Source organism: Spartinivicinus ruber, assembly GCF_011009015.1.
GTDB classification, from domain to species: Bacteria; Pseudomonadota; Gammaproteobacteria; order Pseudomonadales; family Zooshikellaceae; genus Spartinivicinus; species Spartinivicinus ruber.
In genome coordinates this window covers 937,568-955,189 of record NZ_CP048878.1, presented here as the reverse complement: position 1 = coordinate 955,189, position 17,622 = coordinate 937,568, and the positions used below count along the sequence as shown (strand labels likewise).

Annotated in this window: 22 protein-coding genes; 7 read left to right on the top strand and 15 right to left on the bottom strand. The window is 43.6% G+C overall.

All coding sequences use genetic code 11. From position 1 onward, the window contains the following. Positions 1–7 precede the first annotated feature (7 nt). The 8 genes from G4Y78_RS04370 to G4Y78_RS04335 form a co-directional block, all read right to left on the bottom strand. The gene (locus G4Y78_RS04370; RefSeq protein WP_163831872.1) at positions 8–466 is read right to left on the bottom strand and encodes a phage protein; all 459 of its coding nucleotides are present in this window, start codon (positions 464–466) and stop codon (positions 8–10) included. 3 nt (positions 467–469) lie between these two features. Next, positions 470–1,585: a DUF2586 domain-containing protein gene (locus tag G4Y78_RS04365; protein ID WP_163831871.1), complete on the bottom strand. Its 1,116-nt coding sequence runs from the start codon at positions 1,583–1,585 to the stop codon at positions 470–472. Between the two features lie 4 nt (positions 1,586–1,589). Further along, complete coding sequence (locus G4Y78_RS04360; protein WP_163831870.1) at positions 1,590–2,252, bottom strand: virion morphogenesis protein; 663 nt, start codon at positions 2,250–2,252, stop codon at positions 1,590–1,592. Further along, positions 2,236–2,691, bottom strand: a complete 456-nt coding sequence (locus G4Y78_RS04355) for a phage tail protein (RefSeq protein WP_163831869.1) — start codon at positions 2,689–2,691, stop codon at positions 2,236–2,238. Before G4Y78_RS04355 ends, G4Y78_RS04360 begins: the two co-directional genes overlap by 17 nt. Continuing rightward, positions 2,688–3,146, bottom strand: a complete 459-nt coding sequence (locus tag G4Y78_RS04350; RefSeq protein ID WP_163831868.1) for a head completion/stabilization protein — start codon at positions 3,144–3,146, stop codon at positions 2,688–2,690. Before G4Y78_RS04350 ends, G4Y78_RS04355 begins: the two co-directional genes overlap by 4 nt. Positions 3,147–3,263: 117 nt before the next feature. Beyond that, complete coding sequence (gene gpM, locus G4Y78_RS04345) at positions 3,264–3,881, bottom strand: phage terminase small subunit (RefSeq protein WP_163831867.1); 618 nt, start codon at positions 3,879–3,881, stop codon at positions 3,264–3,266. Positions 3,882–3,946: 65 nt separating this feature from the next. Next, positions 3,947–4,957 carry a phage major capsid protein, P2 family gene (locus G4Y78_RS04340; RefSeq protein ID WP_163831866.1) on the bottom strand — a complete coding sequence of 337 codons (1,011 nt, stop codon included), beginning with the start codon at positions 4,955–4,957 and terminating at the stop codon, positions 3,947–3,949. Continuing rightward, on the bottom strand, positions 4,957–5,790 hold the full coding sequence (locus G4Y78_RS04335) for a GPO family capsid scaffolding protein (RefSeq protein ID WP_163831865.1): 834 nt from the start codon (positions 5,788–5,790) through the stop codon (positions 4,957–4,959). Before G4Y78_RS04335 ends, G4Y78_RS04340 begins: the two co-directional genes overlap by 1 nt. On the opposite strand from G4Y78_RS04335, the gene G4Y78_RS04330 reads away from it, so the two are divergent. From G4Y78_RS04330 to G4Y78_RS04315, 4 genes are read left to right on the top strand one after another with little or no spacing between them, the layout of a single operon-like run. After that, positions 5,789–5,986: a hypothetical protein gene (locus G4Y78_RS04330; RefSeq protein WP_163831864.1), complete on the top strand. Its 198-nt coding sequence runs from the start codon at positions 5,789–5,791 to the stop codon at positions 5,984–5,986. The genes G4Y78_RS04335 and G4Y78_RS04330 overlap by 2 nt on opposite strands. Before the next feature lie 7 nt (positions 5,987–5,993). Beyond that, entirely contained in the window at positions 5,994–7,745 is a 1,752-nt protein-coding gene (locus G4Y78_RS04325) for a terminase large subunit domain-containing protein (protein WP_163831863.1), read from the top strand. 5 nt (positions 7,746–7,750) lie between these two features. Then, the gene (locus G4Y78_RS04320) at positions 7,751–8,758 is read left to right on the top strand and encodes a phage portal protein (protein ID WP_163831862.1); all 1,008 of its coding nucleotides are present in this window, start codon (positions 7,751–7,753) and stop codon (positions 8,756–8,758) included. 54 nt (positions 8,759–8,812) lie between these two features. Next, positions 8,813–9,100, top strand: coding sequence for an ogr/Delta-like zinc finger family protein (locus G4Y78_RS04315; RefSeq protein WP_230425697.1), 288 nt, complete (start codon positions 8,813–8,815; stop codon positions 9,098–9,100). 18 nt (positions 9,101–9,118) lie between these two features. On the opposite strand, the gene G4Y78_RS04310 is transcribed toward G4Y78_RS04315, so the two are convergent. Next, the gene (locus G4Y78_RS04310) at positions 9,119–9,346 is read right to left on the bottom strand and encodes a hypothetical protein (protein ID WP_163831861.1); all 228 of its coding nucleotides are present in this window, start codon (positions 9,344–9,346) and stop codon (positions 9,119–9,121) included. Between the two features lie 256 nt (positions 9,347–9,602). On the opposite strand from G4Y78_RS04310, the gene G4Y78_RS04305 reads away from it, so the two are divergent. Next, complete coding sequence (locus G4Y78_RS04305) at positions 9,603–9,944, top strand: helix-turn-helix domain-containing protein (RefSeq protein ID WP_163831860.1); 342 nt, start codon at positions 9,603–9,605, stop codon at positions 9,942–9,944. A gap of 335 nt (positions 9,945–10,279) precedes the next feature. On the opposite strand, the gene G4Y78_RS04300 is transcribed toward G4Y78_RS04305, so the two are convergent. From G4Y78_RS04300 to G4Y78_RS04275, 6 genes are all read right to left on the bottom strand, one after another. Continuing rightward, positions 10,280–10,804: a hypothetical protein gene (locus G4Y78_RS04300; protein ID WP_163831859.1), complete on the bottom strand. Its 525-nt coding sequence runs from the start codon at positions 10,802–10,804 to the stop codon at positions 10,280–10,282. A gap of 390 nt (positions 10,805–11,194) precedes the next feature. Beyond that, positions 11,195–11,422 carry a hypothetical protein gene (locus G4Y78_RS04295; RefSeq protein ID WP_163831858.1) on the bottom strand — a complete coding sequence of 76 codons (228 nt, stop codon included), beginning with the start codon at positions 11,420–11,422 and terminating at the stop codon, positions 11,195–11,197. Positions 11,423–11,454: 32 nt separating this feature from the next. Continuing rightward, the gene (locus G4Y78_RS04290) at positions 11,455–11,730 is read right to left on the bottom strand and encodes a hypothetical protein (RefSeq protein ID WP_163831857.1); all 276 of its coding nucleotides are present in this window, start codon (positions 11,728–11,730) and stop codon (positions 11,455–11,457) included. Between the two features lie 13 nt (positions 11,731–11,743). Next, positions 11,744–12,046, bottom strand: coding sequence for a hypothetical protein (locus G4Y78_RS04285; protein WP_163831856.1), 303 nt, complete (start codon positions 12,044–12,046; stop codon positions 11,744–11,746). A 391-nt stretch (positions 12,047–12,437) separates the two neighbouring features. Next, entirely contained in the window at positions 12,438–15,119 is a 2,682-nt protein-coding gene (locus G4Y78_RS04280; RefSeq protein WP_163831855.1) for a toprim domain-containing protein, read from the bottom strand. Positions 15,120–15,135: 16 nt separating this feature from the next. Then, positions 15,136–15,399, bottom strand: a complete 264-nt coding sequence (locus G4Y78_RS04275) for a helix-turn-helix transcriptional regulator (RefSeq protein ID WP_163831854.1) — start codon at positions 15,397–15,399, stop codon at positions 15,136–15,138. Between the two features lie 166 nt (positions 15,400–15,565). On the opposite strand from G4Y78_RS04275, the gene G4Y78_RS04270 reads away from it, so the two are divergent. Continuing rightward, on the top strand, positions 15,566–16,189 hold the full coding sequence (locus G4Y78_RS04270; protein WP_163831853.1) for an XRE family transcriptional regulator: 624 nt from the start codon (positions 15,566–15,568) through the stop codon (positions 16,187–16,189). After that, positions 16,189–17,373 carry a tyrosine-type recombinase/integrase gene (locus G4Y78_RS04265; protein ID WP_163831852.1) on the top strand — a complete coding sequence of 395 codons (1,185 nt, stop codon included), beginning with the start codon at positions 16,189–16,191 and terminating at the stop codon, positions 17,371–17,373. Before G4Y78_RS04270 ends, G4Y78_RS04265 begins: the two co-directional genes overlap by 1 nt. Positions 17,374–17,622: the final 249 nt, after the last annotated feature.

Sequence of the window (17,622 nt, the reverse complement as noted above, 5' to 3'; positions counted from 1 at the left end):
CAATGGATTACGAATCAGATTGCACAATATGCTCAGTTTCTTCTGGGCGTAAATACGGTACGCCATTAATTCGCACAAAATCACTGTCAGTGACTTCATAGGGTAATTTAATGGAGGATTTTTCCCCGCCTTTGCTGTCGATATCTAACAGGCTGGAGATTTTAAACAGGCAGCCGAACACCTCGACCTTTAATTCGTTGTCGCCGGATTTAGCAAAATACACCATGTCAAACGGTTCCAAGCCTTTAAAGCTACCTTGCTGTTTGGCGGCATCCAGGACTAACTGAAAATTCACGCTATCCAGTTCCACTTCACCGGAAGCAGACACGTCACCATCCACATAACCGTCAGGCACACCCCGGGTATAAGTTGGGCTACGGTTATCGGTAATATCCAAAGTGGCTTTATTGACGTGCACCATAAAGTCACCAATGTGAATATCAAAACTTTTGCCAGAAATATGCATGGCTTAGGTTTCCTTTTCGGTTGATAAATCCAGCGCAATATTGACGGTGATGGATTTAGGGGCGTTATAAGGCTGTAGACTTAAATAAATTTCGACGTCTTTTTTACTTTTCCAGATAATTTCAATATCCCCCTCACTGGGTTGGTGAATTTCCCCGGGAAAGACTTGATCCATAAACCGCACCGATTTACTCATTTTGCGTAGAGGTCGCATAAAAAAGGATTTATTGGCAGCAATGGAGGCGTCCGTGCTATTTAATAACCGGTTACCAATCCGACTAATCGCCAGTAGGCGTATTTTACGGGCGGCTTTATCCACAATCCGTAGGTGTTCCATCACCTGATAATCACCGCCGGGTTGCTCCAATAAATTGGCATCGCCCCAATAAGTTCCCGGGTAATCGGGATAAGTCTGGGGTACTGAAAGCCGTATTTTATCCAGCTCGGTAATAATAGCCGTGGGCAATGATTGGCCTTCTTTATCTGAAGGTACTGGGCCTAATAAAATTAATGGCCCGGTCGCCACCCGCATCGGGCTATCGGCAATACTCACCTTGCTGTTACATAACCGTCCGGCTAACACCCCTACGTTATTACCGTGTAATTGCGGCACCACACAGACCCGAGGGGCGGCCACCTCATTGACTAATTTTTTTTGCGCCACTAAATACTCAGACCACGACTGTTCGGGGGTAATGCTGGATGTCGTTGCGATCATAATCACCCGTCGGCCGTATTGATTGATTGCACTTAATGAAGCCGCGTGCATGGCTTGTAAATCCGTTTTATTGGTCACTGGGGTGGTAATCACCACCGCCTCGGGTGACACGTCCTGAGTCATGGCTAATTCAAAGCCCGCTTGCCAGGTATCCCCATCTTTTAACGGGACGGCATAAGCCGCCCAATGTTGGCCGCCATTGGCTTGTGCCGCTGTTAATTGGGTTTTTAAATCCGAATCGCTGCTACCCAGCAAATTATCCAACTCGGTTTGGGTGTTAATGGATAACACTTCACCGTGTCGTTGGGAAGCAGCACCAATAAATAAAAAAGTACGCTCAATTGCTGTAATTGGTCCCTGATAAAGATTTAAATTATTAACCGTGACCCGTCCCAGTGCCATGTGATTACCTCATTGCGTGCATTAACTGTTGTAATTGGTCCGCTAACAGTTGGTTAATTTCTTGATTCGTTGCCCCTAAAAAGGGCCTAGCTTCAAGTGGAATACGCCAACGGGATTGCTGCGGTTTATTTAATAACTCCCGTAAAATGGCCCCTGCTATCCCAAACGTTAAATGTTGAGTGATCCAAGCAATGGTGGGCCGTTTTCGTCCACTGCCCCGCTGACGCTTAATGGTATAGCCTGCCCGGATTAATGCTTTAGCCATTGCTTTGCTACAAGCCCCATCATAAGTAGACCGGGGAATCGCCGGCAGTTGTTGCTTCGTCATGGTTTGCGGCAAGCCTTCCTGTTGCCGCTTGGCAATTTGTCCACTTAATGGATTTTGCCAACCCACCTCGGCTTGTTGGGCATTGGCTTTTACACCCAAGGTTCTGCCTAATCCCCGCAACATTTTTTTACGCTTGCGTTTGTTTTTACGGGCTTTAAAGGATCGACCGGTTAAATCTTTTTGCTGGCGAATGCGAGCCCGACTATTTTTTTGGACGGCCTTACCCGCCTTCCATAATAATTTGCGTTTTTTATTGGCCGGCAACTGCAGTAGTTCTAATTGCTGGATTGCAGACAAGCCATTGTGTTGGAGTCGAATCGGACTAGCGGGTGCTGGCATCGGTCACCTCACCGGTTTCTGCGACCCATAAATCATAATCGCCCGTATCATAACGTTGGTTATCGTAAGCAATCGGGCCGTCAGTGTTTTCAACTAAATAGACCGACTCACAAAAAGGAATAGTCAGTTGTATATCTGTGGTGTGATCGCTTTTTAGATCATAATCAAATTCAGGATTATCCAACTCAAACCGGGTAAATCGGTCATGGTCCTGTTCCACTAGCCAAGCGCTTATAATCGCTGCAATATGATGAAAAGACGCTTTCACTTCGGTTAATTCGATAATCCCATCATAATAAACCTGGGTAATTTCCAAGCCTTGTTTGCCCGGTTTACTGATAATATCCATGCGGCCATTTTCCGGGTAAGCCTCGATTTTTTCCGAGGTCACCAGGCGCAGTTGAATTAAATAATTTTTTAAGGCATTCAACTTATTCATAATAATTCAACAGTAATTAACGGCTGGTCTTGTAATTGACTCAATGCCCGCTGCGACACCGCTAACCAAAAGTCATAGGTTTCCTCATTGGTTTTGGCGACATGCTCGGCTTTTTCACTGGTAAAAATTACCTGGTATTGCTGCAGCACATTGGCTTTGGCCAAACTCATTACTGCCCGTTGATATAAAAAGCTATCTCGATGTTGTCCACCAACGTTGGGGCTAGCTTTATCGGCTAATTGATTAATCCCTTTTGCTTGCAAAGTCGCTTTAAAATTATCTAACTGACTGTTGATCGCAATTACCGCTTGGATTAATTCACTTTCGATTAAATCTTCCGTGTATTCATGCAGCCGGTAAAGCTGTTGAAATTCCCCCACCGACACCGCAGGGAAAAAGTCATCACTGGTAATGGTACCCGTCGCCGGTTGATATAGACTGTCGTGAATACTCATCTTATTTAATTCTGCTTTGTTCGCTAGTAGTCGTTTAAAAAAGGTCAGGGCACAGCCCAATCAAAAAGTAAAATACCATTGCTTTTTTTATTGGGCGGCCCGACCTGGGTGGGGGAGCTAGTCGCCTTTTTCCAGTTGTTTGCGTAATTTATCCAGCTTGGTTTTTACCTGGGCTTTACCCCAGCAAGCGTCGGCTTTTTCGTAATAGGCCACAGCGGTTTCAATCGCTTTATTCATTTCTGCCTGCGTGCCCGCCACTTTAAAAAACTTGGCTTTTATTTCCGGGATCACGGCCCATGCGTCCGTTTCGATTAACGACAAGGCTTGCTGAAAAATCGTCTCGGCCTGATCCACCCGAAAATCCAACGCCCGCAGTATTTCGTCACAAACAAAGGTCACCACATCCCGGCGTTTAAATCGGTCTGGCATCGGTTGTTGCTGGTCAATCGCGATTAAGGCTAATGTAAAAGCCGTTTCCAATTCACCGGTATCAAAATGCCACACCACAAAATAGCTAAAAACTTCATTCGGGTGCTGCAGACCAGATTCAATATAGCGATCAATATAATCCTGGTATTTAGGAATAAGTGTTTCACGCTTATACGCCACTTTATCCGGACGGTTACGCATGTCAGATAAAATCGCCAGGTCACCTCGCAAGGCGCGTAATTGCACCTGGCATAACTGCTTAGCATTTTCCACAGTGGCAAAGGCATTTTCTGCACTGTAAGGCACCGGTTCGCGGGGATAAGTCGCCGCTTGTGCTAACCGTTGCCGTTGCTGCATCGCCAAACTTAACATTAGGTTTCACCTTTAAATTTCAGTTCGGCAGGTTCCACAAAGCTGACTTTTTCGTACTGCTCCACCACATAGCCTTCATTGCGTGAGTTGTAATCCTCTACCCGCTTCCGCTTGGGATTATCAATGACTTGTTTACGCCAGGAGCCCCGTTGCACATAAAGGGATAAATTAGAAAAGCTGGTGACCATGGCTAACCGTTGGGGCATCCCCGGAAAATTAAACGCCGGTAATCCGCCAATGGTTTGAATCACCTGTTGCCCTTCAATTTTTTGTTTTTCGGAGGGGGTTTCACCATGAGCCTGGTATAAGCGCATATGGTAATGGCCTAATAAATCACTGCCCAATAACGCCACTAAATCCGGGTCACCCTGAAAAATGGGATTAATTAAATAACGTAAATCCACCACCAAGGCGTCCAAGTTCGGGTAATCGTCCCCTAGCACAATGGGTTTATTATCCGACTTATGGAGGATTTGCCCGGGCTTTTTCTCCCGCATGATTTGCAACCAGCCTTTATTCACATCCTCTAATAACGGGTTGTCATCAGGATTGGTTTCGGTGGCTACTTCTTTGCCGTACCAACCGACTTTAACTCGATCCACCCCAATTTGATGTTGGACGGCTTTACTGTAGCGAGCGCTAAAATCTTTAAACTTGGCCCAGGTATCCACTTGGGCATAGGTTAAACAGACATCGGAATCCGTTTCATACAACTGGTAACCATCATTATCCAGTTGGGCCACATTGCGGGGTTCACGGTCTTTTTCTTTGACATTCGTGCGTCCGGTGACCGAACCGCTGACACCTAAAAAGACTTTTTCACCCTGCAATTCATCCACCGGCACCACATTAATTTTTTGTAAAAAAGGGTTACTGTCTACAATCGCGTCATGCAATTTTTGCTCAACCGATGGTGTCACATTAAATTGCTCGGCCACATCATCCACCCCATAGGTGGCAGCCATATTGGTTTTTAACGTTGTAAATAATTCTCGGGTATCGCTGCGCATTACAACACCTCAATGTGTTCATCAGCAGGGCCTTCGCCTGCTGGGGTTTGAGTGCCTGGTACGGCTTGCTGGCTTAGCTCGGTGAATTGTTGGCTTAAGTGTTCAATCGCGGTTTTTAATCCATTAAAATCTTCGGCTGATACACCAGTCGTATTATCAGTATTATTTTCCGGTGGCGTGTTTTTATCTGCCGGGGGATTATTGTCAGCCGGTGTGTTTTTATTATCACCCTCTTCCTCAGACGACGTATGTAGTTTAGCTAGCGTCGTCGTCAGCTGGGTGATCGCCTCCGTTTGTTTTTGCTGGTTTTCCAGCATTTGATTAAATTGCTCTTTATCCATCGGGTTGCCCTGTTCCTGGGTGTCTTTGGGTTTACTAAACCAGCGACTGAATAAGCCGGGTTGTTCGCTCATGTCGTCAACACACCACTGAATGGGTTGACTAAAATAACTGTCGGCCGATTGGCGGCGGTGACTGAAGTGTAATTGTGAGGTGCCCACACTGGCGGGTTGGTCGGTAATGGCCAGGCCCAATAAATAGGCTTTACCCGTATTCGCAAAGTTGGGCAGAATTTCCCCGGAAAAAAATAATTGTTGTTGCTGTTCGTTTAATTCATATAACCGTTTATTGGGTTTTATTTTGGCGAATAAACACTGTCGGTCTTGATCATCCACTTCGGTTTTTAATTCAACCACCTGACCAAAATTGCCGTAAAAACGAAAATGTTCATACCATAACAACGCGGTGTATTCTGCCGGATTATAGGCAGCCGCCATATCCAAAATGGCCTGGGCCTCAATGGTGCGCCCATCCACTGTCGGGCCGCTTTTCATGATACAAAGCCAATCCGTGATTGTTGGCATATTCGTTTTCTCTTACGTTTTTCAATTGTGGCGTGGTGGTGGTTTTAAAGATAATCAGGGTTTTTATCAGGAGCAACGGCTTGATTTACGGGATTTTCCTACGGTGGGTAGTTTAGGAAAAATGCGCAATAAAACCCGCTTATTTTTTGTGAATAGCCTTTTATGATTAAGGCATGAAATATTCAGACGACCTCAAACAACAAGCCAAACAGTTGTATTTACAACGACACAAGGTGCCGGAAATTGCCAAACAATTGGGCATTGCATCGAAACGGATTATTTATTATTGGGCGGCGCAAGAAGGCTGGACCGATTTAATCCAAAGCGAAACGGCAGAATCGGCCTTAGCCCGGCGGCTAATTATTTTATCAGTCCGAGAAGCTAAAACCGATCGCGAACTTAACGAAATGGACCGGCTGGTTAGCCAGTTGGCTAAGCTGCAAAAGAATAAAGCCTGTGCCGAGTTATCACAGACAGCTTTAGCCGATAATTCATTGCCTAGTCATCGATCCGATAAGCCCCGTAAAAAGCGTAAATCGATTAAAAATGATATCAGTAGCTTAACTGCCCAGGATTTTGAAGAGAAGTTTGTTAGCCAATTATTTGATTACCAGCGGGCATTACGTGAGGTGAAAAGCAATCGTCAGCTAAACCGGATTCGCAATATTTTAAAAAGCCGGCAAATTGGCCTGACCTATTATTTTGCTGGGGAAGCATTCGAAGATGCGGTGTTAACCGGTGATAACCAAATCTTTTTATCGGCCAGCCGTTCCCAGGCCGAAGTCTTTCGCAGTTACATTACCCAGTTTGCAAAGACATGGTTTGATATTGAATTAAAAGGTGATCCCATTGTGTTAAGCAATGGGGCTGAATTGCGCTTTGTTTCTACGAATGCCAGCACCGCCCAAAGTTATCACGGCCATGTGTACACCGATGAGTATTTCTGGATACCCAAGTTTAAAAAGATTAATTCGGTGGCCTCGGGTATGGCCATGCAAAAAGATTGGCGCAAGACGTATTTTTCCACACCCAGTGCGATGGGCCATGAGGCTTACCCGTTCTGGATGGGGGAAGCCTTTAAAAAGCAAAATAAAGACATTGAATTTCCCAGCCAGGCCGAATTAAGTGAGGGGGCCTTATGTCCCGATGGCCAATACCGGCAAATCATTACCATTGAAGATGCTATCACCGGCGGCTGTGATTTATTTGATCTTGACCAATTGCGCTTGGAATATTCCGAGGATGAATTCAATAACTTGCTGATGTGTCAGTTTATTGATGATAAACAAAGTGTCTTCAAGTTAAATGAGCTTGAGCAGTGTTGTTCTGATCGCACCTTGTGGCTGGATTTTGAGCCCCACCATAGCCGGCCATTTGGCGACAAAACGGTGTGGATTGGCTTTGATCCCAGTCGTACCCAGGACGCGGCCACCTGTGTGGTAATGGCGCCCCCTGACCCGGAATATGGCGACCGGTTTCGGGTATTGGAAAAACACCAGTGGTATAACGCAGACTTTTCTTATCAAGCCCAGCAAATTAAAGCCCTCACTCAGCGGTTTAATGTGCAGTACATTGGCATTGATATTACCGGGATTGGTCGCGGCGTCTATGAGTTAGTGAAAGGCTTTTTTCCCAATACCCAAGCCATTCATTACAGCGTCGATAGCAAAAACCAGTTGGTGTTAAAAGGCTTGGATGTGGTCCGTAAAAATCGGATAGCCTGGGATATTGAGATGACCGATATTCCCCATGCCTTTTTGACCATTAAACAAACCACGACCCCCAGTGGCCAAATGACTTATAGCGCTAACCGCACTCAAGAAACCGGCCATGCGGATGTGGCCTTTGCCATTTTACACGCTTTATTTAATGAGCCGATTAATACCGAGTATCAACAGACCTCGACCTGGGCCTTTGAGGATTAATTAATATGCGCAAAAAATCGACCCCATCTGTTGCATCAATTAAAACCCCAACACCGCCCCAAGACTTGACGGTGTTTAGTTTTGGGGAACCAGAATCGGTGTTGATGGATCACTTACACGACCGGTTAGGGGTATTTATCCAACCCAATGGGGAGTATTACGAGCCCCCTGTTAGTCAAACCGGGTTAGCCAAATTGTTACGGGCTAATCCCCACCACGGGGCATGTGCGGGGTTTAAGCGTAATATGTTGGTCAAGCATTATGTGCCAACCGACAGATTACATCGCGCTGATTTACATCGCGCCTGCTATGACTTTCTGGTGTTTGGCCATTGTTATTTTAAGCGGGTATTAAATCCGTTTAAGCAAACAATTCGATTACAACATGTGCCAGCGATTAATATCCGCCAAGGGGTGCAGCCAGATCGCTATGTATGGGTGCAACCGGATCAGACCGTTACTTGGTTTAAAAAAGGGGAAATTATCCGATTGATGGAATACGACGTGTGTCAACAGTTATATGGGTTACCCGAGTATTTCAGTGCCATGCATTCTATTTTATTGAATGAGGCTTCCACGTTATTCCGCCGCCGTTATTACAATAATGGCGCCCATGCGGGATTTATCTTTTATACCAATGACCCGGGTTTATCCCCGGAAAGCAAAGACGTCTTGCAAGAGAAAATCCAACGCTCGAAAGGGGTGGGGAATTTTCGGAGTTTGTTTCTCCATATCCCAGGTGGCACAGAGCATTCCGTCAAAATTATCCCGGTCGGGGATATTGCCACCAAAGATGAATTCGAGCGAATTAAAAATATTAGCCGCAATGACATTATCAGTGCCTGGCGAATGCCGCCGGCGTTGGCGGGGATTATGCCAGAAAATACCGGTGGCTTTGGGGATATTGAAAAAATTTCTCTGGTGTATACAGATAATGAAATTCGTCCATTATCGGAAATTTTTTTACAGCTCAACGATTATTTAAGTACAGCAGCTATTCACTTTGATTTATGATTTTTTTATTATTTATCAACACCTTATGACAGTTTATGGTATACTACAGGTTTAATGGAATCGAACAATAAACAGGGGGATTTTCCGATGCGGGTTATCTGCCCCAGCTGTGAAAGAAAAGCGATTATTAAGTCACGCGCCAGTCTCAGTAAGGAAGTCTCGGATTTATATTGTCAATGTACCAATGTGCATTGCAGCCATTCCTTCGTGATGAAACTGGCCTTTAGCCATACATTAAGCCCACCGGCGAAACTTATGGACCAAATAGTGATTGAATTTATTCGGGAATTACCTAAACAAAAAAAGCAAGCGATCACTAAAGCGTTAGCAGAGACCCGTTAAGGTCTCCACTTTTTTCGATTACGTTTTACAATCGTTCATGGCATCATTCAGGCAGTAACATAAGCCTTGTGCCTCTGGCCGACTGACGATTTTGCAGTCTTCATCCGGCGGGATATCAGAAAATAATGATTGAAAGATCAATAATCGAAAATAATTCCGGGTAAGCTGCTCCCGGTATTGTTGGTTTTCCATTTTATATTTTTCAAGTTCATTTGTTAATTGTGTTATATCGTCCATTACAGGCATTCCGTTGTACTCCTTTCGGTACTGATGATTAATGAGGTTGTATGGATGATTCAATTTCCACTATTTCAACAGGAGGAAATAGCGCTCAACAATATAGGTCTTCGCGCTTAGCCGCGCGATAATTATTATTTATTTTCAAGTGATATATATATCACAACTGTTGTCTTAAATGTAGTCTCAACCATGAAGTGCTCCTTACTGATTGAGGGGTGAAATTAAGTATTACTTAACATGCCGTAAAGAGAAGTAAAATAATATGTATATAGATAAAAGACGCGGCCAACGCTTAACGAAAGCCATGCGCACTCGGGAAATTTCGAATAAAGATTTGGCCCAAAAAATCAAAGTCTCTTCCACTGCCGTATCACACTGGCGACAAGGTAAAGAAATTAAAGTCACTCACCTTATCCACATCTGTGATTTATTATCATTATCAACGGATTGGCTACTGACCGGCGATGAGTGGTATTTTTTAAAGGGTTTAACGAAGGAACAACAACAATCCGTGGTGCGTTTAATTGAATCACTACGCCAAGATAATCGGGATAATAAAATAGCGGGGTATCGGCAGAAAAAAAAGCCAGATGACTTACGCTAGGTTGCTGGTTGTCAGGGCCCTTAGAACATGTTTTAACAATAAAAAAATGTAGAACTCACTCAAATAATGTTTGGTTTGCAATCTATGAGTCATCTCATGTGAGGGTGGGATTTTGATTTATAGTGTAAAAGCAAGTATTAACTTTGATTCGCTGAAGTAAGATAGGTTAATGGCTAAACGGTATGCATTCACTATTTTTAAAACACGTTCTAAGGCTTGATAATTTACATAGCGTATTAGTAAAGACAGTTGTTTATTGTGATAGCTCTTGTTTGCTTCAAAAGCCATCCCTAAATCAGGAATGGCGCGCAAGTGATCATGCTTCAATTCAAAGCTTAATGAAAGGGATATTTAATATTTCCAGAAACCGTTCCCCAGCACCCCATCCAAGCAACACAGTAGTCATGTCCTCTGGAATCAGTTGACATACATATATTATATCGTTCTAAGTAATAATCACGCCGCTCAATACACAAGTTAAACGGAACCCTTGAAATTGTTGCTGTAGTCCCATCGGTTGCCGTAGCTTTTACAGATAATTTGGGAAGGTTGCTTTTATCATCAAATGCTTCCGCCGCACCATTTATAGTATAATCAAAATTTACAAAACTACCTTTAGCATCGTCAAATACATTGTCTCCATTAGAATCCCAGCTGAAAGTTACGTTATCAGTATTGTCACCAAATGCAAAAGCACTCGCATTAACTAGTGTCATTGTTGTATTTGGTATACTCAATATAACAATAACACTTGCATCTGTATCCATGTGTACTTCTAAATTCGAGGCTAAGTTTTGATCATTTGCATAAACGGAAGTTGCTACTAAAACCAAACCTGCCATTAATGATAATTCTTTCATATATTTCTCCTTATAATAACTGAAATACTCCATATAAAAATGGCGCCAAGTCGATGCTCTAATACTGTATTCAAATAGTCAATACGGACTTAAATGATAACATCTAAAGGCGATCACTCACTTTTATTTTATACAACAGAAGCTGAGTATTTATAAATATTAGATGTCATATTTTTCGGTCTACATCCACTTGAAATGTGTTGTAGCATTCGAGGAAAACATGGGCAAAAATAATAAATAAGAAAAACACACCTTTAGGCGTTACCAAAAAAAAGCCGGATGATTTACGTTAGGTTGCTCCTTCAGTGACAGGCTTTTACACTAAAAGAGCAACGTTTGTTGGTTGTCAGGGCCCTTATAGGATTGTGGCGATCGGATAAGGGCCTGGTTTTAACTTAATTGCACTACCTTTATGCCTTGATTGCCACAGGCGTAAAATTCCAGGTCTTCCCGACGGTAGCAATCACTGACCAAAGGCCCTAAGCACCAAAAGTGATAGCCATTTAAATCCTTTTCGATTTGGGTCACCTGCATGAGTCGAGGTTGACCGTTTCGATCGAGTCCTTGTTCATAGTATTTAGAGCTAGGCCGTAGCTTCGCACAGAGTTTAAAAAGCATGGTTTCTCCTTGTTGTTAGTGAGTAGTTCCTGTTATTGATTAATAATCAATGTCTTACCGGGTAGATACTCAGCCGCGATTCGACGACCGATGTAGTATTTAAGAAAGCGCGGTAACCGTTGCATATACACCGCCCGTTGTGCAGGGCTTAATGCCATCACTTCTCGATAAATTTGCTCTTTTAAATACGTTCGCATCGCGGGTGGTTGCTTATTGATATAGCTTCGGATGCTCCCTGGTTTTTTACGGACCAGATACGGTAATAAACAAGCCACTCGAAAGTCTGTGGCCGAACGGGTCATTTCCATAACACTCCCTTCTTTATTCCTGGTTGGTTGTTGTCTGTGTTGGTAATACCTGACTGTTATACTGCTCAGCCAACCGACGACTGATGTCGTGTCGCAGTGCTTGGGGTAATCCCTTCATATACACCGCCCGTTGTGCAACCGGTAAAGCCAATACTTGCCGGGTGAGTTCCTGGCGCATCCGCTCTTTCATTGCCACTTGCATGGCAGGGGTTTGCTTACTCATAAAGGTGCTAATGGTGGTCTTATCCTGTTTGAGTAAGTGCCGTGCTAGGCAGGCCAACTTATAGTCTTCACTCGTTGTATCTTTTTTGTTCATCAAAGGTCCTTTTTCATTGTTTTAGCGGTTTGCTCGACCCAGGTATCGGAAAAACCTGACCTTCATGACCTGGCCGATTTTCGTTTGTAACTTACTGTTTTCTATAGGGTTTTAGGGTCATGGAATTTTCATGACCATTCCTAACCATTTTCCATAACTAATTGATTTTCTTAGCTTTATATTCATGACCAAACAAGACTATTAAGCCTTCAGTAACAACCTGACTAATCAGGTTTTGGTCAGGTAAAAGTCAGGTTTTTAGGTTTACTATAAGCTTCTGTTTTAGTTAGGTTTTTCGGTACTTTTTGGGCGTGGTCATGAAAGTCAGGTTTTTCCGATACACACCCTACTTTTTGAAAATAAGGGATTAAATAAAAGTATTGCATTCTTATTACTGTGCTCCTTTGCTGAATAACCAACACCACTTACCTTTGCCAGTGATGGCACTTTTAATCGCTGCTTGTTTGATAAATTGATGGCGTTGTGAGTTGGGTAAGACGGCTTTTAATTCCCGGGTGGTAATGGTTTCTACCCGTGCGGTTTGGCAAAGCTGATTAAACTCATTGAGGTTGATCGCAATCACGCGGCTATCCAAGCTATGGTTAAGTCGTTGCCGGGTAACGATATTCGGGCCAACCATTCCCGGTTGTTGCTCTTCTGCCTCGTTGAGTAGGTCATACAGCTCCCAAAACAACTCTACTGTCGGGTGATCTCCCCCTAAGCGTTGGTCTTGATACACAGCCCTTTTATAAAGATGCTGATACAGCCTTTCTAATAAGGCGTTATCCAACTGGGGAATGACCTGCTGTAAAGCCTTTGCAGCGGCTAACACTTTGGCATGCACCTGGATTACCCGGTATTCCTGGATTTGTTTAGCCTGCGACAAGCGTTCTGAATATTCTGGGTAGGCTTGCCTAAAAGCCTGTAATATCCCTCGCTCTTTTAACAACGCTTGAAATAAAAACCCGGCTAATTCATCACTGCCCATCCGGTGCAAGTTAGTCGCGATCTGTCGTGTTTCTGGCGTATGGTGCTCTTTGGTGCAATGCAAATACACTATCCGCGATAACAGGGCTTTGGTGCCGTCTACCTGGGCATTTTGGGCTATCACCACTGCCGCTCTAAAAGGTGGTTCAATAGTTTCTGAGCCTTGAGTTTTTACCCCAATTGCCCGAATCCCCCGGCCATTAAACGCCGTTTTTAATTCCTCTAAATCAAAACTACGCTGTTTGGCTTTATCGTTTTCCCGATCCCCTTCGATTAATACCACCGGCAAATTACTGACCCGCATAAAATTACGCGCCCGGCTGGCTGGGGTGGCTTTTACCGGGTCAAACCCTTCATAGTTTTCAATACCCACTAACCGCCATAAGAATTCCAGCAAGGTGGATTTACCCGCGCCATGCTCCCCGGTTAATTCTAAAAAGGGCCAGGATTCAAACTCGGCGCGGATTTGTTCGGCAAATAAAGTCCCAAACCAAAACGCTAACGCGGCTACGCCATTTAAATCAAAACAGGTCACGAAGTCATTAAACCAGCTAGGCTCAAACTGCGGTTGTAGTTTTACCTGGTAATTTTTGACGTTGGTTTTGAGTTTATGTTGATTCGCGGTAATAAAATCAAACTCGTTGTAACGGAGTAATTGCCCTTGATAAAACCCAAACTGATCAAAAATATAAATGCCTGATTCCCGGTCATAACCGATATAATCCACCGTCCTCACATAATGCACCTGGCGGCTAAACCACTGATCCCTGAGTTTTTTTAGTTCGTAATGAGCACCGTCAAAGGTTCCGCCGGCCGTTCTGGCTAATAAGGCTTTATTAAAACTGCTGGGGGATTCCAGTGATTGCCCGTCTAACGGTACTTTTTGCGGGGCATTCTGCTTGGCGTGCTTGACCAGAAAAAAGTATTTTTGCTCCTGAGTTAAAGCATTTTGTTCGATGTATAAGAATTCGGGGTAACAATTACTGATTTCCCGTAGATTAACATTGCCATAGAACTTACTGCGCCCTTCCCGTGAATCAATCGCAATATCGCCCTCTTCTAATTCTTCATTGAGTTTATCACTGACCTTGGCACTGTAGACTTTATTATTAAATTCAAACACCCGATGTTTAATCGGCTTTTGTAGATAACAATAATAAGCTCGTTCTTCCGGGGTTTTAGCCTTAAAAATATTACCCCGACTAATACAGTCCTCGATAAAGTCATCCGTGAGCTTTTGTCGTTGATAGCAGTCATCCCAATCCAGATCTTCATTGCCGGTTAAGGCAATACACACCGATTGTTTTTGTTGTTTTAATTGCTGGTAATATTTTAATGCTGCATTTCGTCCAGCTTTATCATCGTCATAAGCCAACACCCAATGTATTTGGTCTTGTTTATGTTGGTTAATCAGTTCATTAGGTAAGTTTTTACAGCTAAACGCCGCGATGGCTTTTTTACCTGTTAAATAAAACGCAATGGCATGAAAGATTCCCTCAACAATAAATACCGTGTCTTTGGGGTTTATCTGTTGGCCTGGTGGAGTCCAACCATCATTACGGTATAAACTACCATCAGCTTTGCGTTTACCCCCGAAGTGGGCTTTTTTATTGAGCCTACGGATGGCGGTATTGTCTAACAGCCGTTCCCACCAGCGAGTTCTTTCAGCATCTAAATAGAAACGCACCGTACTGGCATACAGATACTGTTGGGTGTTGCTATCCACTAAAAAGCGGGGACGGTGTTGTTCATACCAACCAGACAATTTTGCAATATCAAAGCCCCGGTTATTAAGAAAAAATTTAGCGGTGGCATTCGGGTCTTCTTCCGTGGGTGGGGCTATATCACTGCTATCCCCTAAGCTGTCCCGGTAGCGCTCAAAAGTTGTTTGTTGCCAACCGCATTTGTTCTCATGATTACACTTCAGTTGATAGGGATTACGATAGGAAATAAACACTGAACGTTTACGACAATTTGGGCATACCCCCTTTTCAAAGTAACGCTTGGTTTGGTTTAATTGAAAACGAAATTCTTGATCTTGGGTTAGACGCTGGATGATGGCGTCTAGCTTTTTTTGTTCGACCATTGACTTACCTTCCTTATTATTCGTCTTTAAACACACTGTCTATTTGCGCCACGTTGATCAGTGACTCGTCTATCGGGCCAGTCATGTCCAATGAGGGGTTGTTTTGCTTTAACCACTCATTGACGATATTGACTGGGTAACGCTCGCGCCCTAACACCTCAATGTGAGGGGGCACTAGGCCTTTCTTCTTGTACTTATGGAATGTTTGGCGGGTCACCTTGAGCTTGTCGCAGAGTTCTTCCTGCGTAAAAAGCTCATCCTTGCTTATATCCATTCGCATATCCGCTCCTTTTATGTTTTAATTTTTAAGAAGGAAATGGGTAAATTCCGTTAAAGTAGGTAAAAACAGGTATAATTACGTCAACCAACCCTCTTAGAATCATATTAACGCACAAAGAGGGTCTGTCAACAACTATAAACCATCAACAAAAAAGGACTCATCGGTCATGTCATCCACAGCTATTGCTATGCCCAGCACGCTAGAACAGCGGATTCGCTATGTGCAGGATAAGGTGGGCACCTTGGAATTATCGAAGTTATCAGGGATTTCAACGTCTCAGCTGAACCGCTATTCAGCCGGCCATTCCAAGCCGACCGTGAAACGGATTGAGCAGATTGCGACGGCGGCGCAGATCAATGCACACTGGTTACTCACTGGAGAAGGCTCCGCTAATCATGACCAGTTGCCCTTTGTATCCAGCACCTTGTGTTTTATTGATGATGTGAAAGGCCACCCTCATGATGATATGGCGTTCAGCACTACCCTACTCTACGCATTGAAAGCCTCCAATGATGATTTGGTGCGTTTTGATGTGCCAGACGATGCCATGTCACCCACCTTACACCCCGAAGATACGGTGTTAGCCACCAAGAAATTCAGTAAATCCAATGGGCTGTTTTTACTGGAAGCGAATGGGGTGGTGATGATACGGCGGTTGGCGTACGAAATTGATGGGTCAATTGAGTTAATCACCGATAACAGTGCGTATAAGAATGTTGAATTGCACCCTGATCAGCACCAACAAATTAATTTAATCGCTAAAGTCATATGGCGTAGTGGCAAGTTGTAATGGCAAGACAGAAAGTATTTATTCAGGGGGAACATTTTATCGGGGAGTTCCCCCATGATGCGGAGATTGGTTTTCAGGCATCAAAACGAGGGTTAAGACGGCGGTTATGTAAAGTCGATGAATTGCGGGGCATGAAAAACGAGGAACGCATTAAAAGACTGCAAGCGCTGTATGTGACAAAGGAAAAGGCTATACGGCATGACCAATTAAAACAAGAAGCCCAGGATAAACAACAAACATTAATCCGACAAAAAATGACGGTGAAGGATGCCGGTAAACAATGGTTAGCTGAGATATTAGCCACCAATAACCCCAAGACTTACCGGAATTATAAGCGGACCATCGATTTATATTTAGCCGCTTGTGGTAATCATGTCCTACGACAGTTTAGCCGTCGCCATAACATTACCTTTTTTAATTATTTACAGGCGATGCCCTCACCCAATGGGGGTACCCTCAGTGCGGCGACTCAAAATTACCATATGCGCCAGCTCAATGCGTTTTTAATGTGGGCCTATGAGCATGAGATCATTAACAAGCGGCATCAATTAAAAAAGGCAGTACAACCCCAGAAGGATATGGAAACCCTCGATATTGAGTTACTGGAGCGCTTAGGTAAGCATATTGAATCTCGCTTAACCCATGCACAGACTACCCGAGAACATCGTCACTTAGCTAACATGCTACGGGCCTATAAGATGGCCACCCAATCATTACTGCGCATTGGGGCCATATGGGCGATGAAATTAGAGTGGATTGATTTAGACAGTAAGTTAATCCGAATTCAGGATAACCTGGAATTAGACTGGAAACCTAAAAAACTGAAGTGGCCAAATAAACCAATTAACCAGCACTTATTCAGTTTTTTAATGGCCGACTTAGCCACTCGTCCACCACAAGAGCGGTATTTTTTAGATAACGGTAAAGGCCAACCCTGGTATGCCGATAAAAGTGATATCTCGAAGTTTGCGACCAAACTCTGTAAGGAATGTGGGTTGCCTGCGATTAAACCCTTTCATTGGGGGATGCGGGCCACCATGATCACCCATTTACTCTTAAACGGTGCTGAGCCTCATAAAGTACAACAACTGGCGGACCATAGCAGCTTGGCAACTACCATGTTGTACTTTAATACCCGTAAGGTAGATCAAGCGGAAGTGGCTGAGCTGTTGCCCGAAGTGTAACTTTAGGATGATTCAATATTAAAAAGTATCAATTAATACCTATTCACCTCATTAAAAACATTAAAAATAACAGTAAACACAAACTTATTTTTATATAAAATTTTAACTCTTAGGATCATAGAGTTTCAGTCCAGCAACATAGTACTTTAATACTAAAAAAGCAGATAAAGCAAACAAAACCGAGCCATTACTAGCAACTTTTAAATTCATTATGCCCCAATAAAATTTTTGTGATAAAAACACCCTGAT

Coding starts and splice junctions, on each gene's coding strand:
- G4Y78_RS04325 (WP_163831863.1), top strand. CDS start 5,994: ATGAAATATTCAGACGACCTCAAACAACAAGCCAAACAGTTGTATTTA.
- G4Y78_RS04315 (WP_230425697.1), top strand. CDS start 8,813: ATGGAATCGAACAATAAACAGGGGGATTTTCCGATGCGGGTTATCTGC.
- G4Y78_RS04350 (WP_163831868.1), bottom strand. CDS start 3,146: ATGAGTATTCACGACAGTCTATATCAACCGGCGACGGGTACCATTACC.
- G4Y78_RS04310 (WP_163831861.1), bottom strand. CDS start 9,346: ATGCCTGTAATGGACGATATAACACAATTAACAAATGAACTTGAAAAA.
- G4Y78_RS04285 (WP_163831856.1), bottom strand. CDS start 12,046: ATGAACAAAAAAGATACAACGAGTGAAGACTATAAGTTGGCCTGCCTA.
- G4Y78_RS04295 (WP_163831858.1), bottom strand. CDS start 11,422: ATGCTTTTTAAACTCTGTGCGAAGCTACGGCCTAGCTCTAAATACTAT.
- G4Y78_RS04360 (WP_163831870.1), bottom strand. CDS start 2,252: ATGCCAGCACCCGCTAGTCCGATTCGACTCCAACACAATGGCTTGTCT.
- G4Y78_RS04355 (WP_163831869.1), bottom strand. CDS start 2,691: ATGAATAAGTTGAATGCCTTAAAAAATTATTTAATTCAACTGCGCCTG.
- G4Y78_RS04320 (WP_163831862.1), top strand. CDS start 7,751: ATGCGCAAAAAATCGACCCCATCTGTTGCATCAATTAAAACCCCAACA.
- G4Y78_RS04265 (WP_163831852.1), top strand. CDS start 16,189: ATGGCAAGACAGAAAGTATTTATTCAGGGGGAACATTTTATCGGGGAG.
- G4Y78_RS04330 (WP_163831864.1), top strand. CDS start 5,789: ATGATACAAAGCCAATCCGTGATTGTTGGCATATTCGTTTTCTCTTAC.
- G4Y78_RS04335 (WP_163831865.1), bottom strand. CDS start 5,790: ATGAAAAGCGGCCCGACAGTGGATGGGCGCACCATTGAGGCCCAGGCC.
- G4Y78_RS04370 (WP_163831872.1), bottom strand. CDS start 466: ATGCATATTTCTGGCAAAAGTTTTGATATTCACATTGGTGACTTTATG.
- G4Y78_RS04290 (WP_163831857.1), bottom strand. CDS start 11,730: ATGGAAATGACCCGTTCGGCCACAGACTTTCGAGTGGCTTGTTTATTA.
- G4Y78_RS04305 (WP_163831860.1), top strand. CDS start 9,603: ATGTATATAGATAAAAGACGCGGCCAACGCTTAACGAAAGCCATGCGC.
- G4Y78_RS04280 (WP_163831855.1), bottom strand. CDS start 15,119: ATGGTCGAACAAAAAAAGCTAGACGCCATCATCCAGCGTCTAACCCAA.
- G4Y78_RS04340 (WP_163831866.1), bottom strand. CDS start 4,957: ATGCGCAGCGATACCCGAGAATTATTTACAACGTTAAAAACCAATATG.
- G4Y78_RS04275 (WP_163831854.1), bottom strand. CDS start 15,399: ATGCGAATGGATATAAGCAAGGATGAGCTTTTTACGCAGGAAGAACTC.
- G4Y78_RS04365 (WP_163831871.1), bottom strand. CDS start 1,585: ATGGCACTGGGACGGGTCACGGTTAATAATTTAAATCTTTATCAGGGA.
- G4Y78_RS04270 (WP_163831853.1), top strand. CDS start 15,566: ATGTCATCCACAGCTATTGCTATGCCCAGCACGCTAGAACAGCGGATT.
- G4Y78_RS04300 (WP_163831859.1), bottom strand. CDS start 10,804: ATGAAAGAATTATCATTAATGGCAGGTTTGGTTTTAGTAGCAACTTCC.